Here is a 15,344-nt window from a genome sequence, read left to right on the forward strand (position 1 = left end):
TATTATGGTTAAAGTAGAAAAATTAGGCGTCTTTTTAAGCTCAATCAGCGCATTCTTTGCGCAGATTGATGATACGCCAGTGGCGATTGATACGCCATATTTGAACAGTAATAAAAGTGCCGTTGGTTATGATTATAGCGGCATTATTAAAATATCCGGACCTATCGAAGGCTGCGTCTATGTGAGTGCGCCAAGCGTAATGTTGCGAGAAGTCATAAAAGTGATGGGCGAGCCAGATTCATCGATTACGATGATGAAAGACTTGTTGGGTGAGATGACCAATACCATCTCAGGTAATGCGCGTACGGAGTTTGGCTCAGATTTTATTATCTCACCGCCCAAGATTATTGAGGGCGCGCCAAGCATCTCTTATTTACCAAAAGACCGCCAAAGCTATGTGACTCCATTTACTTGGCGCGGTTACGAAGCGGTGATTGGTATTTGTATCGCTTAGGGCGTGTCTGATCCTTTGAGCAGGGCACTGAACGTAGCTGTCTGTGGATTTAATGATAGTAATCAGCGAAAAAAACGACGTTAAAGCGTCGTTTTTTTTTATGGTTTTTATCCAAAGGTTTGTCCCATAGCTTGTTCATTTATTTGATATTTAGCTTGTGCGTCTCATGATAATAGCGCTAGCAGTAAGCTGTACTTTTATGATAAAATACAGCGCAGCTATTTTATGATTTAGTGTTTATCGCTAAGTTCAAATCATAGCTCATTTTTTAAACCAACCCATCAACCAATGACACACACATCATGGCAAAAAATTGCTGGGTGTTTGGCGACTTGATTAATTTGCAAAAAGTTAGTGCGGTATTCATAAGCATTGACCCTCAGCAGATGCGTGTCGCTAAATAGGCAGTTTTTGTGATGTGGAGGCATAACCCAACCACTAGGAATTTCACATGGCTACAAAGAATCCAACCAAAATCGAAATGCGCGACTTACTACAAGCCGGCGCTCACTTTGGTCACCAAACACGTTTTTGGAACCCAAAAATGGGACCATACATCTTTGGTGCACGTAACAAGATTCACATCATCAACTTAGAGCACACTGTAAAAGCGTTTAACGAAGCATTGACTTACGTAAACGGCTTAGCTGCTAAGAAAAACAAAGTATTGTTCGTTGGTACTAAACGCGCTGCTAGCGGTATCATCCGTGAACAAGCTGCTCGTGCTGGCATGCCATATGTTGACCATCGCTGGTTAGGTGGTATGTTGACTAACTGGAAAACACTTCGCCAGTCAATCAACCGTCTAAAAGAGCTAGAAAAACAAGCAGAAGACGGTACTTTCGCTAAGCTTACTAAGCGTGAAGCGTTAGAGCGTACTCGCGACATGGAAAAACTTGAGCGTTCACTAGGCGGTATCAAAGACATGGGCGGCCTACCTGACGCAATCTTCGTTGTAGACGTAGATCATGAAGCGATTGCTATCAAAGAAGCTAAAAATCTAGGTATTCCAGTTATCGGTATCGTTGATACCAACTCAAACCCAGATAACGTTGATTACATCATTCCAGCAAACGATGATGCTATCCGTGCAGTGACTTTGTATGTAACTTCTATGGCTGATGCGATTATTGCTGGTAAAGAATACGCACAGACTCAAGCAGGCGGCAAAGCTGAGCAAGAAGCACCTGTTGCAGCTACTGAAGCAGCACCAGCTGAAGCGGCTACTGAAGAAGCAGCAACTCCAGCAGAATAAATAGCTGACCTAAAAGGTTTACCTTTATAAGGATGTATTAATAGTTATGCTATCAGCATCCATATAAAGGTATTAACAGCGTATACGTACAAGCTCACAATAGGCATGATGTAGTTTTACTCGTCATGCCTTATTGTTGATGGACTGTTTGTTAATAGGCGAGTATTATCGCTTATAGTTGCCCTCATGATACACAAGATCTGTTATCACAACGACTTCTGCTATCACAAGCAACGATGAGTACTTTCATCACAATAGCAATCATCACTACAAGAGCAATATAGTACTTATAAAGTATAGTACCTATGAAACATAGTACTTATAGATAGTTTCTATAAATAGTATGAAAATATTGAATAGAAGTTAAGCACTCCCATACATAACAATATAAAAGGTAACTCTTATGTCAGAAGTAAAAGTATCTGCCAAAATGGTAAAAGAATTGCGTGACCGTACTGGTCTTGGCATGATGGAATGTAAAAAAGCGTTGGAAGAGTCAAACGGCGATGTCGAAACTGCCATTGATAACCTACGTAAATCTGGTCAAGCCAAAGCCGCTAAAAAAGCGGGTAACATCGCAGCTGACGGCGCTATCATCATCGCTCAAGGCGACAACAAAGCATTCTTGCTAGAAGTTAACTGCCAGACTGATTTCGTTGCAAAAGATGACAGCTTCAATGCATTTGCAGAAAAAGTGGCTAGCATTGCTCTAGAGAACAACGTGACTGATGTTGCTGCTATCTCTGAATTGCCTTATGGCGATGGCCAAACAGTTGAAGAAGCACGTGTATCTTTAGTACAAAAAATCGGTGAGAATATCCAAATCCGCCGTGTTGAAGTACTTGAAGGCGCTAACATTGCTGCATACCGTCATGGTCTACGTATCGGCGTAGTGGTATCTTATGAAGGCGGCAGTGCAGACACTGGCAAAAACCTTGCCATGCATATCGCTGCGTTCAACCCAGTTGCAGTAGATGACGAAGACGTCGCTGCTGACGTACTAGCGCGCGAAAAAGACATCATCGAAGCCAAAGCAAAAGAATCTGGCAAGCCTGACAACATCGTTGAAAAAATGATCGAAGGTGGCCTACGTAAGTACCTAGACGAAGTAACGTTATTGCGTCAGCCATACGTCATGGACAACGAGAAAAAAGTTGGTGACGTATTGAAAGCTGAAGGCGTAAAAGTACTTGGCTTTAAACGTCTAGAAGTTGGTGAAGGCATTGAGAAGAAGCAAGAAGATTTCGCTGCTGAAGTTGCTGCAACTCAAGCACTAGCTAATAAGTAAGTTTTAAAATGCAGTAAGTACTGAGTTTGTTTTTGCTCAGTACTTATAGATTGTTTGACATAAGAAGCAATCAAGCATAAAAAAGCCCGTTATTCATTAACGGGCTTTTTTGTGTCTGCTGATTTAGTTATATCATTAACAGTTATATTAACGTAATGCCGCATACGCTGAATTGGCATAACTGGCGCTATTGGTATTGCTGCTAGTGCCATAGCTGACGTTTTGTAGACCATTACTAGCAGTGGTATTGCTGTTGCTGGCGCTCATGCTACTACCAGACAGACCTGAGTCATTTTTATATAAGCTGTGATAGCGGCTCATGACATTTTTGACATAGTTACGGGTTTCTTTAAAAGGCGGGATGCCGTTATATTTATCAACGTTACCTTCACCCGCATTATAGCCAGCAACCGCAAATTCTACGTTGTTATTAAAACGCTTCATCAGCCATGCAATATATTTAGCAGAGCCTTCGATATTATCTGCAGGGTTCCAAGGATTGCTGACTTTAAAGCGTCGCGCAGTCGCTGGCATTAGCTGCATGAGACCTTGGGCCCCAACAGGTGAGCGCGCGTTGGGATTGAATGCGGATTCGCTATGCATCATTGCTTTTATGAGCGCAGGATCTACGCCATGTCGCTGAGCTGAGGCGCGAATATAACTGTCATAAGCGTTGCGGCTACCGCTACTACTTGCTGTGCTGCTACCATAATCACTACCGCTGCTATTACTGCCATCATACATCTTAGAGTCTTTGTAGTAAGTCACCTTTACTTTTTTGGTGAATTTATCAAAGTTGCCACTAGGATTGACATTGGTGAGCAGTACTTGTCCACCTTTGTCTTTATAGATATACATATTGCCTGCGTGGGCAGTCATCGAAAGCGTGGAGAGGGCAAGTGTACTAGCAATGGTGCTGAGTAAAAGCGGAGACAAACAGCGGGTAATCAAAGGGGAGATACTTATCATAGAGATATCACTTTTTATCGAATAATAGCAAATTGTTTTGCCTATAGGCGCGTCATGTTGCGCGTTAAAGCGGTTACCGTGTTTGCTGGATTTTACAGCTACATTGAAGATAGCTACCTAGCAATGGTCACGCTTAACAAGAAACCACTTGCGATAGATACAAAAAATAATAGTTGCTTACTATAACATATAATAACTTTTTAGCGCATAGGATTAGCAGAACAAAGCACAAAAGCCGCCTTTAATTTGTAAAAAAATCAACAGACTAAGGCTTTTAAGCGCATCGATTGTATATCTGCTTCAGTGTTTTTAAGCTGATACAAACGCCTCAATATGCTCACTGCGATGGTGAATTATTAATAAAGACGAAAAGTTATTCAAGATAATGATGAATTTTTTGAACGCTATTAAATGGAAAAGGCACTGATAAAAATAGGCACCCACACGGCAGTGACCAAACCATTGACCGCCAGACCAAAGGCAGCATAACGACCAGCAGTGTGACTGATTTGCCAAGCTTCTACTGTGCCAAAAGCATGGGCTGCCAAGCCAAGTGCCAAACCTTTGGCACGATCATCATCGATACCGCGAAACAAAAATCGCGCTAAAGTGCCGCCGATTATACCTGAGACAATAATAATCAAGTTGGCCATGGCCAGTGGCGCTTTAATCAAATCGGCGATGCTCAAGCCAATGGGTGTGGTCACTGAACGGGTGGCAAAGGCGAGTATCGTGTCGTGACTTAAGGAAAATAGATAAGCCAATGACATAGGTAGTAATGCACCAATGACGCTGGCCATGGCTACGATCAAAGTCAGCTTTTTAACTGGTAAACCCTTAAAGTTCATTGCCGCGAGTGGCACGGCTAAAAGGACAGTGACATAGCCTAATAGATGGTCAAATACGGGTTTGGCAACGCTATAATAATTATTGTAATCCCATTGCAGTATAAACAAGAACAAAAGAACAAGGATCAACGCAGTAATCACCATTGGCAACCACGATAGCTTACGAGCCAAGACGCGGGCAATGACATGTGCTGTCAAGGTTAATAATATCGCTGCGAGGGTCGCCATCAATACGCTGTCAAAAGTCATTACATTTCCTTGGTCATACAGCTCAAGGCTGCTGTTTTTGCTTATGAATAGTATTGGTATTTGCGCTATCGCTTAGCCAGTGGTTAGCAAGAATGGCCAGTCCCCATAGTGGTATGAGCGTACTGATTAGCATGGTCAGCATCACGCCCCACAGCTCATCACCTAAGGCGAATAATAGCAAGCCTGCACCAGCTGACACGGGCAAAAAAGCAAAGCCACTATCGACCAATAAGACATTACTGGCTTGGGTAAGCCAACTGGGTAGGCCTTTAAGTAAACGCCATGCCATCAAGATAAAAAACATCGCGATTAAACCGACGATATTGGCGGCTTTTTCGATACCTGCCCACTGACAGATGATAACGGCAGATTCACGGACAAAAATGATCATGACCAACGTTAGGATGACGGCCATCCATAGGGGCATACGCGAGGAATGAGTGGAGTTCATAAGCAGTGCTGGCCAAGTCAGAGATAGAGAGTGTGTTCATAAAATCGAGTAGGCAGTAGCGCCAAGAGCATAGCAAAGAGGGATGTCTTTGCTCGGTTATGGTTTCAATGTAATAGATAACGTCTAAATGGGTTAAATATATAAAAGTTGATTATATAGAGAGCACACCAACTAATAAAGCCTCTAAAACGCTAGGACTGGTTATTGATCTTCTAAGTTTTTAGTCGAAAAATCTAGTTACACATGACGGTGAAAAAATGAAGGTCAAAAAAATAGACGATATCGTTGATACCGTCCATTTATCATTTAACACTCTATGCCAATTGACCAATGATGTTAAGAAGCTAACGATGTTAAAACGTCAACTAATTAAGAAGACAAGCGCTTTGGGAAGACGCTATTTGAATTTGTAAATCCAAATCAAATCTATACACCCAAATTTTACGCTTATTTTTCTTCTGATGTTTCTGAGTGCAATGTCTCAGAGCTCAACGTCTCAGAGTTAAGGGCATCAAAATCATCAAAAGCTTGTTCTTCTGCTTTCGTCATAAGTTGGTCTTCGTCTTCATCTTCATCAGGCTGCTCGAACTCTTCAAGGACTGGCATCAGTAGCGTGGCTTGTGCTAATGGCAATACATCTAGAGGATTCAAGTCGGCTTGACCAAGGAGCTGTCTGAGTCTGTCACTTGGCAAACGAATGGTCAAGCATTCATGACCTGTATCATCGTAGCTTTCTTCTAAAATGACGCCCAGCTCATACAAGGTACTTTTGAATTGACCTGCATTATAAGGAAGAGTCAAATCAAAGGTTGTTAAAGCACCAGTTAGCAGCTGTTGCACAGCAAGTGACAACCCTTCCATGCCTAGGTTCTCTCTAGAGGAAACATAGACACGGTTGGGTTGACCTTCGCTAGCATAACCAATATGAGCGGGCTCATCCGTCAAATCAATCTTATTGTAGACATTGAGTACCGGCACATCATTGTCAATCTCTGCCAGTACATCTTTGACTGCTTGAATTTGCTCGTGCATATCTTCACTAGAAGAGTCGATGACGTGTAGCAATAAATCGGCCTCTAATGTCTCTTCTAACGTTGCATGAAAAGACTCGACTAGCTCATGCGGTAGATGACGGACGAAACCAACCGTGTCGACCAAGACCACGCGCCCAACACCCTGCCAGTCTAAACGGCGCAAAGTTGGATCGAGCGTGGCAAATAATTTGTCCGCCGCATAGATGTTTTCATCGACTAAGCGATTAAACAATGTGGATTTACCCGCATTGGTATAACCGACGAGTGAAATAGTCGGCACGTCTGATTTTTGCCGACGTGCTCGACCTTGAGCGCGTGTTTGGCGCACTTTTTCCAGTTTGCTTTTTAGCTGATTCACACGAGTCTGTAATAAGCGACGATCGGTCTCAAGTTGGGTTTCACCGGGTCCGCGCAGACCGATACCACCTTTTTGACGTTCCAAATGCGTCCAACCACGTACCAAACGTGTCGATAAATGGTTCAGCTGCGCCAGCTCTACTTGTAGCTTACCTTCATAGGTACGCGCACGCTGTGCGAAAATGTCCAAAATCAGACCAGTACGATCCAGTACGCGACATTGCACCAAGGCTTCGATATTACGTTCTTGTGATGGCGATAAGCTGTGGTTAAAAAGGACGATATCAGCGTCATGTTCGCGCACCAATTCTGCTATTTCTGCTGCTTTGCCGCTACCGACGAAGTATTTGGCATCGGGTCTTTGGCGTGAGCCTGTGACCAACGCCAAACGATCAGCCCCTGCTGAGTCTGCTAATAGCTCAAATTCACCTAGATCGTCAGGATCTTGAATTTGGCGGATGTCTAAATGTACTATAATGGCGCGTTCGCCACCTTCATGTCTTTCAAAATAATCCAAAGAGTATCACCTATTAATAAAGTAAATAAATCGCTATTATCAATTTAGTAAGCTTTGATTCAGTAAGCTTTGATATAACGTTCAGATGGTTGTCTATATGTGGTCTTATCACTTGATATTAAAGGGTATTGGCATAATTAGCGATGATTTTATGTTACAGCATTTATGGTGGCTGATTTTCTATAAATCTGCTTCATTACCCATTTGTATAAAAGTAAACACTCACTGAGTGAACAAGCTATCACTGAGTGACAGAACTTTGTTATACTTAGCTCGTTTTTTTAACTATCTAAAAACCAAACATTCAATCATGAGGGACGAAGATGAGCCAAGCTAAGTCAGGCTTTTCACTCAAACAACAATGGGGTCGCGGTAAACAAATCGCGGGAATGACCACGACGATCGCTGGTGGTCTTAGGGCTGCTCAGCGTATTGGCGCATTTAAGCAGCCACCACGCGAAAAACTGCCACGCTACATTCAAGCGTTTTGTCGTAAGATGGCAGGCTCCTTTGGGGTAAAGGTCGTTGAAGTTGAGCCAGTGCAACAGCATCATGGTCTATGGGTATCCAATCATGTGTCATGGATGGATATTCCGGTCGTGGGCACGGTGAGTCCTGCCTTTTTCTTATCCAAAGCAGAAATCGGTGAGTGGCCAGTATTTGGCAAGTTGGCTCATGCGGCAGGTACGGTATTTATTGAGCGTGGTTCCGGTGATGCAGGCTCGGTGGCAGCGCAGATTGCTAGCTTTTTAGCAAAAGGATTTTCGGTGATATTTTTCCCAGAAGCGACGACTACCGATGGTAAAAAAATCAAACGTATTCATGGGACATTGCTACAAGCAGCGATAGAAGCAGACGTTCCGGTTCGTCCCATCGTTATCGCTTATGTCAATAAAGACGGTACATTAAGCGAAGCACTGCCATATTATGGCAAGCTGACGATGAAGGACAGCATGAAAAAAGTGCTTGATAGCAAAGACGTAACCGCTTATGTATTGCCATTAGCGCCGATAGATCCAGCAGGCTGTAGCAAAAGCGAGCTGACCAATGTATTGCAGTCACGTATGCAAGAGGGGTTGGCTGAACTACATTCAAGAGTACTTAACGTACCAGCTAAAGACTAAATATTTGCAATTGAAGTAATAGTCAAAAAAAGGGCGCAAATCGCAGTGATAATGCTAGCGATTTGCGCCCTTTTTGGTGGGAGCTTCAATAGAGCCTACTTAATTTAATCCACTACGCTCTGATAGATGGCAGGTTATGGTGATGGATTAGGCTGTTGTGTATGTACGGCTTCAATTGCTTCCAATACGTCTGCTGTCAGCTCGACATTAATACTATCAATGTTGGATTTGAGCTGCTCGGTGGTCGTTGCCCCAATGATATTGCTGGTGACAAAGTGACGAGAGTTGACGAAAGCCAATGACATCTGTGCCATGTCCAAACCTGCATCAGCGGCTATCTTGGCATATTGCTCAGTGGCTGATTTGGCTTGTTCGTTTACGTAGCGCCCAAAACGGTCGTACATCGTCAGACGTGCGCCAGTCGGACGTTTGCCATCGAGATATTTACCAGATAACACACCAAAACCAAGCGGTGAATAAGCAAGCAGACCTACATTTTCACGATGTGCAATCTCTGCCATATTGACTTCATATAAGCGGTTCAGCAGGCTATAGGGATTTTGCACAGTGATGGGGGCAATCAAGCCGTTTTTATCTGCTTCCCATAGGTAGCGCATCAGACCCCACGCAGTATCATTCGACAGCCCATAAGCACGAATACGACCTTTTTTGATCTCATCATTTAACGCTTGAATGGTCTCTAAAAAAGGCGTTAAATCGTCTAGTGACTGCGCTGCCATCGCTTCAGTATAACCGCGCTGACCGAAGAAATTCGCTTGGCGTTCAGGCCAGTGCAGTTGATAAATATCAATATAGTCGGTTTGCAAACGCTCAAGATTGCCATCAATGGCGCTGCTGATTTGCTCAGCATTAAAGCGCGTTTGCCCGTCGCGTAAAAAATCCATCGGTGACATTTTGCTGGCAAGAATAACTTTGTCACGCTGTTTGGTTTTGCTAAACCATGTGCCCATAAAGCGTTCGGTATCGCCCTGCTTGTCTTTGTCCGGCGGCGATGGATACATCTCTGCCGTGTCCCAAAAATTCACCCCTTCGCTTAGCGCCATGTCCATCTGCTCATGCGCTTGGGTCTCATCATTCTGTTGTCCCCACGTCATCGTACCTAGACAGATTTTGGAAACATCTTCATTAATTTGTGGCAGTTTTTGATATTGCATTTTTTATCCTTATCGTTCATTCAACAGAGTATTTTTAAATGAATTGTTTTACATGAGCTTTATGCCCGTTACACCGGGCGGTGTCACTTTGAATATTTTTACTTTAAACAATACAGCTTGCCCAGCGAGTGGATGATTGAAGTCCACTTCGACTTGGTCATCATCGATGGCGCTGATGGTACCGGGTAGGGTGTTTTTGCCTTTATCTTCAAATTCTACCATCATACCAATTTCTGGATTATCAGCGACCAGCGCGAACTGAGGGCGGCTAAAATGCTGAATATTGTCGGGATTCCAATCACCAAATGCTTGCTCTGGATCAAGGTGGGCAGAGCGTGTGTCACCTGCACGCAGGTTCATTAACACTTGCTCAAAACCCGGTAGTAAGCTCTCGTCACCAATGGTCAGCGTCACAGGCGCATCGCGGCTAAAGGTAGAGTCAATCATCGTACCGTTCTCTAATGATACTTCAAAATGCAGCTTTACGAGACTGCCAAAAGTGATGCGCGTGTCTTCATTGGGATTGATAAATTGTGAGTCGGTCATAGTCATGTTTCTTTTATTAAATAGGATTTAGAGGGTTAATCATAATAGAGAGTTTAGCATAGCCCATATACTAGAGACCTTGATGTGATAGATATGTCCTAGAAGATCTTTATCAGATATTACTAATATTTAGATAAATCTACTAGATATATCTTTCTAAAAAATTAATAAATACAATGATTTAGTACCACAACAAAAAAATATAGATAATTAGATCCTTTCAGGAGTGAAATTAAGTTGACATTATCTTTCTTAATGTATATAAATGTAAACTTAATTTAAGCAACGTAACTTATCTATTAATAATTGTAAGTTAGACAACTTCTGAGAAGATTATGAAAAAAGCTATTTTGGTGATTGGTGTATTTGCATTATTAGCACAAGGTTGTGCGACTCCACATGTCGTACAGACTAAGAAAGTAAGTGATGTTAATTTATCATGCCAACAAATTCTTAGCGAAATTGAAGAAGCTGAACAGTTTGAAAAAGAAGCGCGTGCTGAGCGTAAAGTGACTGGTAAAAATGTAGCTGCTGCCGTATTGTTTTGGCCAGCATTGATTGGAACTTATTCTAATACAGAAGAGGCCATTGAAGCAGCTAAAGAACGCCGCGAAAACTTGACTAGACTCTATGAGCAGAAAAAATGCCGTTAGTATTTTAACATCGTATTAATGCATTTTTATGGATGTTAAAAAGCTAAGAGTAAAGCTCTTAGCTTTTTTTATGAGTTCGAAAAAGTTATATAATAGTTGTAAATAATCATTAAGGTCAAAAATATATAGTCATGAGAACTAAGCAGATAAGCGTGAGACAGCAAGGCCACATTAGAAAGTGGCAAGATGATAAAGGCTTTGGCTTTATCGAAACGGAAAATGGTGATTCAGTATTCTTTCATATCAATGAATTTAAAGCACGCCGTCGCCCTGAAGTGGGTGAGCAAGTCGTCTTTACGCTTGGGCAAGATAGCCAAGGACGGATGCAGGCAAAAGACGTGCAAGAGCTGAGCTTTGTGCAACAGAAAATGGCACAAAAGAATCAGCAAATCCGTCATCGTAATGCAAAGCGTAGTCATCAAGCGGAGTTTGAAGCAAGACAGAAAAAACGCTTGTTCCTTGGTATGGGATTTTATGGGGTATTAATCTTATTAGCGGCCATGAATAAGCTAAGTTGGCTAGTGGTCGGTTGGTATGCGGCACTAGGGCTGATTACTTATGTGTTTTATGCCAAAGACAAAGCCGCTGCGCAAAATGGTGATTGGCGCACGCCTGAGTCAACGTTGCATCTACTCAGTGCGTTGGGTGGTTGGGTAGGAGCAATGGTCGCACAGACTTACTTGCGGCATAAATCACAAAAACCTGAGTTTCGTATGGCGTATTATTTGACCGTGGTGATTAACATGGCAGGGTTATTGTTTTTATTGGCAGGTGGCGGTTTAGAGGCTTTGAAAGAATTGCTTGATTCTCTGATCTAAAAAAGATGGCTAACAAACAACAAAAAAGGTGGGTTACTTATTCGTAACCCACCTTTTAAATCTAAAAACTATGTACGATTATAAGCGCTAAACCTCACGCTTCTTTTCTAAAAATAGCATATCGATGACAATCATCGCGACACCGATACTGATGCCCATATCCGCGATGTTAAAGATCGGATAATGCCAAACGTCAGCATTGTGGACATGAATGAAGTCGATCACGTGACCATGTAGCAGACGATCTATTAAGTTACCAACTGCACCGCCAAGCACTAAAGCCAGTCCAAGCGATAATAGCGTGGCTTTACGAGGTGCTTTAATCAGATAGATGATTAAAAACAGCGACATGATTAGAGCAAGTCCCGAGAAAAACCACTTTTGCCAACCGCCTGCATTCGCCAAAAAGCTAAAAGCAGCGCCATAATTGTATGCTAAAGTCCAATTAAGAAACGGTTCGATAACGGGCACTGGCTCATGGAAAGTCAGGTTGGTCTCAGCCAGCCACTTCGTCCACTGATCGATGATAAGTACAACCAGTGACACCAGATACCACATAAAAGCACGACTGCCATTAGCAATCATCTTTGGCGCTTTAGTCAAGCGACTTCTCGGTGTCGTTGAACTGCCCGTTGTTGCATGGGCAGGGGTTGGCGAGTGGTCGACCTTAGACTGCTGCTGCTTGTCTTCAGGTGATTCTGTTGGGTTGGGCGCTGAGTTAGGTGTCGGATTAGGCATAGTGGCGCACCTCGCCGTTACCCGTCACATTAGTGACGCAGCGGGCACATAGTTCAGGGTGTGCGCTATCGGTACCGATGTCATTACGGATATGCCAGCAGCGCACGCATTTGGTACCCGTCGCGGCACTCACATTGACTACTAAGTCTGCCGTTTCTTTGGTGCTGCTTTCAGCTTGCTCTGTGGCGTCATTCTTAGCAGCAGCAGGAGCATCGCTCATCGGTTTTAAGGTTGCGCTACTGGTAATCAGCACAAAACGCAGCTCTTCGCCAAGCTTGGCTAAGCTTTCATGCATCGCACCATCAGCATACAAATCAACGTCAGCAGATAAGTTAGCATTGATGATTTTTTCACCGCGTGCGGTTTCGATATGCTTATTCACCATATCTTTGGCTAGCATGATACGTTGCCAATCATCAGTACTGATCGCACTTAGCTCAAACTCTGGGAAGGTGTACCATTCTTCGGTAAACACATAGCCTGCTTCATTGCCGTTTTTACCTTCTAACACTTCCCACGCTTCTTGGGCGGTGAACGACAAAATCGGTGTAATCCAGCGAATTAATGCTTGGGCGATATGATAAATAGCCGTCTGTGCAGAGCGACGCGGCTGTCCATCAGTCTGGGTGGTGTACTGACGGTCTTTGATAATATCTAAGTAGAAGCTGCCCAAGTCTTGCGAGCAAAACGCGGCAATAAGTTGCGTGACTTGGTGGAAGTCCATCGCATCATAGGCGTCGATGATTTGTGCTTGCACCGTTTGCGTACGCTCAATGATGAACTTATCAAGGCTGACCAGCTCATTAATATCAATGCTATTGGTTGCTGGATCGAAGTCATCGGTATTGGCCAGCAAGAAACGCAAGGTATTACGGATACGGCGATACATGTCGATTGCGCCTTTGAAGACCGTTTTGCCTGCGCTCATCTCATAACGATAATCGCTCGACGCAATCCACAAACGCAGCATGTCTGCGCCTGTTTTATTGATCTCTTCTTGTGGCGTGATGATATTGCCGAGTGATTTACTCATCTTGCGACCGTTTTCATCGACCACAAAACCATGGGTCAATACTTGCTTAAACGGTGGACGCTCGTACATGGCCTCAGAGGTTAATAACGACGTCTGGAACCAACCGCGATGTTGATCCGAGCCTTCTAAGTACAGATCAGCAGGATTGGTCAATTCATCGCGTTGCTCCAGTACGGCAAAATGCGTCGTACCTGAGTCAAACCAAACATCTAATGTGTCAGTCGCTTTGTCATAGTCAGCCGCTTCGCTACCCAAAAAGTCTTCACAGCTGGCATCAAACCACGCTTCCACACCGCCTGCATCAATTTTTTGCGCGGCAGTTTCCATGAGTTCAAGCGTGTTTGGATGTAGTTCACCCGTTTCTTTATGAGTGAAAAAGGCAATCGGTACGCCCCATGTACGCTGGCGTGAAATACACCAATCTGGGCGACCCGTCATCATTGATTCGATACGGTTTTGCCCCCATGCCGGCGTCCAATTGACCGCTGGAATATCAGCAAGCGCACGCTCACGTAAACCTTTGGTTTCCATATTGATAAACCACTGCGGCGTGGCGCGGAAGATAATCGGTGACTTATGACGCCAGCAATGCGGATAGCTGTGCTCAATCTTGGTATGGCTAACGAGATGACCGTTGTCGTGTAGGGCAGCGATGATTTTTGGATTGGCTTTATAGATATGCTCGCCCGCAAATACTGCTGCGCTGTCTAAATAGACGCCCGTACCGCTCACTGGGTTTTCAACTGGTAAATCATATTTCAGACCAACGATATAATCGTCGAGACCGTGACCCGGTGCGGTATGGACTAAGCCAGTACCGCTATCCGTGGTTACGTGATCGCCTAAGATAAGCGGCACTTGACGGTCTACAATCAGTGGATGCTGGGCGCGTAGACCTTCAAGCTCACGTCCGGATACAGTTGCCAATACACCTTCATTGCTAAGTTTAAACTCAGTCAGTGCGCTTTCAACCAAATCAGTCGCTAATAAGAAGTTGCCTTTTTCAGTCGCCACCACACTATAGTCATGCTCAGGATGTACGGCGATGGCTTGGTTAGCTGGTAACGTCCAAGGCGTCGTCGTCCAAATGACCGCTGCGATATTACCGTCGATTTCGCTCAATGCGGCAACCTTTTGCGTATCAAGCACATCAAAACTGACATAGATCGCATCAGAGACTTTGTCTTGGTATTCCACTTCGGCCTCAGCCAGCGCAGAGCTACAGTCCAAGCACCAGTTAACGGGTTTCATACCGCGAGTGACATGACCATTGTCATGGATTTTGGCCAGTGCGCGTACGATGTTGGCTTCTTGATGGAAGTTCATCGTTAAATAAGGATTGTCCCAATCACCAAACACACCCAGACGTTTAAAGTCTGCCTTTTGTAGCTCAATCTGCGTGCTTGCATATTCGCGGCACAGACCACGAAATTCAGTCGCAGAGACTTTTTGACCGACTTTGCCGACCTTGGCTTCGACCTTTTGCTCGATAGGCAGACCATGACAATCCCAACCGGGCACATAAGGCGCATCAAAGCCTGATAAGGTTTTTGACTTTACGATAATGTCTTTGAGTACTTTATTGACCGCATGACCCAAGTGAATCTGACCGTTGGCGTAAGGAGGGCCATCGTGCAAAATGTACTTGGTCGCACCTGTACGCGCCTTGCGAATTTTGCCGTACACGTCATCCGCTTCCCACGCAGCCAACCAATCTGGCTCACGTTTGGCAAGGTTTGCACGCATCGCAAAGGGCGTATCAGCAAGATTTAGCGTGTCTTTATAGTCTTGGCTTGGCGTATCAGTACTTTTATCAGTCATAGAAGGTGTCTTTT

Annotated in this window: 14 protein-coding genes; 6 read left to right on the forward strand and 8 right to left on the reverse strand. The window is 43.9% G+C overall.

Going from position 1 to position 15,344, the window contains the following annotated elements:
* Window positions 1-4: 4 nt before the first annotated feature.
* The 3 genes from J5X94_RS10065 (at window position 5) to tsf (ending at window position 2,997) form a co-directional block, all read left to right on the forward strand.
* Complete coding sequence (locus J5X94_RS10065) at window positions 5-454, forward strand: chemotaxis protein CheX (protein ID WP_210541162.1); 450 nt, start codon at window positions 5-7, stop codon at window positions 452-454.
* A 451-nt stretch (window positions 455-905) separates the two neighbouring features.
* A complete protein-coding gene (rpsB, locus tag J5X94_RS10070) occupies window positions 906-1,709 on the forward strand; it encodes a 30S ribosomal protein S2 (protein ID WP_010201760.1) in 804 nt (267 codons plus the stop codon).
* A 403-nt stretch (window positions 1,710-2,112) separates the two neighbouring features.
* Window positions 2,113-2,997, forward strand: coding sequence for a translation elongation factor Ts (tsf, locus tag J5X94_RS10075; RefSeq protein ID WP_010201759.1), 885 nt, complete (start codon window positions 2,113-2,115; stop codon window positions 2,995-2,997).
* A 147-nt stretch (window positions 2,998-3,144) separates the two neighbouring features.
* On the opposite strand, the gene J5X94_RS10080 is transcribed toward tsf, so the two are convergent.
* The 4 genes from J5X94_RS10080 to hflX form a co-directional block, all read right to left on the reverse strand.
* A complete protein-coding gene (locus tag J5X94_RS10080; protein WP_210541163.1) occupies window positions 3,145-3,966 on the reverse strand; it encodes a lytic transglycosylase domain-containing protein in 822 nt (273 codons plus the stop codon).
* Between the two features lie 407 nt (window positions 3,967-4,373).
* Window positions 4,374-5,063, reverse strand: a complete 690-nt coding sequence (locus J5X94_RS10085; RefSeq protein WP_010201757.1) for an LrgB family protein — start codon at window positions 5,061-5,063, stop codon at window positions 4,374-4,376.
* Between the two features lie 22 nt (window positions 5,064-5,085).
* A complete protein-coding gene (locus J5X94_RS10090) occupies window positions 5,086-5,514 on the reverse strand; it encodes a CidA/LrgA family protein (RefSeq protein WP_210541164.1) in 429 nt (142 codons plus the stop codon).
* A 447-nt stretch (window positions 5,515-5,961) separates the two neighbouring features.
* Window positions 5,962-7,422, reverse strand: coding sequence for a ribosome rescue GTPase HflX (hflX, locus tag J5X94_RS10095; protein WP_194620839.1), 1,461 nt, complete (start codon window positions 7,420-7,422; stop codon window positions 5,962-5,964).
* A 323-nt stretch (window positions 7,423-7,745) separates the two neighbouring features.
* Between hflX and J5X94_RS10100 the strand changes: the two genes are divergently transcribed.
* Entirely contained in the window at window positions 7,746-8,546 is an 801-nt protein-coding gene (locus tag J5X94_RS10100) for a lysophospholipid acyltransferase family protein (protein WP_010201754.1), read from the forward strand.
* A gap of 134 nt (window positions 8,547-8,680) precedes the next feature.
* Here J5X94_RS10100 and J5X94_RS10105 read toward each other — a convergent pair whose 3' ends face one another.
* Together J5X94_RS10105 and J5X94_RS10110 are read right to left on the reverse strand one after the other, a co-directional pair.
* Entirely contained in the window at window positions 8,681-9,721 is a 1,041-nt protein-coding gene (locus J5X94_RS10105; RefSeq protein WP_210541165.1) for an aldo/keto reductase, read from the reverse strand.
* Window positions 9,722-9,769: 48 nt separating this feature from the next.
* A complete protein-coding gene (locus tag J5X94_RS10110; RefSeq protein WP_010201752.1) occupies window positions 9,770-10,267 on the reverse strand; it encodes an FKBP-type peptidyl-prolyl cis-trans isomerase in 498 nt (165 codons plus the stop codon).
* 335 nt (window positions 10,268-10,602) lie between these two features.
* Between J5X94_RS10110 and J5X94_RS10115 the strand changes: the two genes are divergently transcribed.
* Both J5X94_RS10115 and J5X94_RS10120 read left to right on the forward strand, forming a co-directional pair.
* Complete coding sequence (locus J5X94_RS10115) at window positions 10,603-10,920, forward strand: hypothetical protein (RefSeq protein WP_010201751.1); 318 nt, start codon at window positions 10,603-10,605, stop codon at window positions 10,918-10,920.
* Between the two features lie 152 nt (window positions 10,921-11,072).
* A complete protein-coding gene (locus J5X94_RS10120; protein WP_323128907.1) occupies window positions 11,073-11,738 on the forward strand; it encodes a DUF1294 domain-containing protein in 666 nt (221 codons plus the stop codon).
* A gap of 87 nt (window positions 11,739-11,825) precedes the next feature.
* On the opposite strand, the gene lspA is transcribed toward J5X94_RS10120, so the two are convergent.
* Both lspA and ileS read right to left on the reverse strand, forming a co-directional pair.
* On the reverse strand, window positions 11,826-12,476 hold the full coding sequence (gene lspA, locus J5X94_RS10125; RefSeq protein ID WP_210541167.1) for a signal peptidase II: 651 nt from the start codon (window positions 12,474-12,476) through the stop codon (window positions 11,826-11,828).
* On the reverse strand, window positions 12,469-15,330 hold the full coding sequence (gene ileS / locus J5X94_RS10130; protein ID WP_210541168.1) for an isoleucine--tRNA ligase: 2,862 nt from the start codon (window positions 15,328-15,330) through the stop codon (window positions 12,469-12,471). The genes lspA and ileS overlap by 8 nt, the downstream gene beginning before the upstream one ends.
* Window positions 15,331-15,344 lie beyond the last annotated feature (14 nt).

This window comes from Psychrobacter sp. K31L, from assembly GCF_017942195.1.
GTDB lineage: Bacteria > Pseudomonadota > Gammaproteobacteria > Pseudomonadales > Moraxellaceae > Psychrobacter > Psychrobacter glaciei.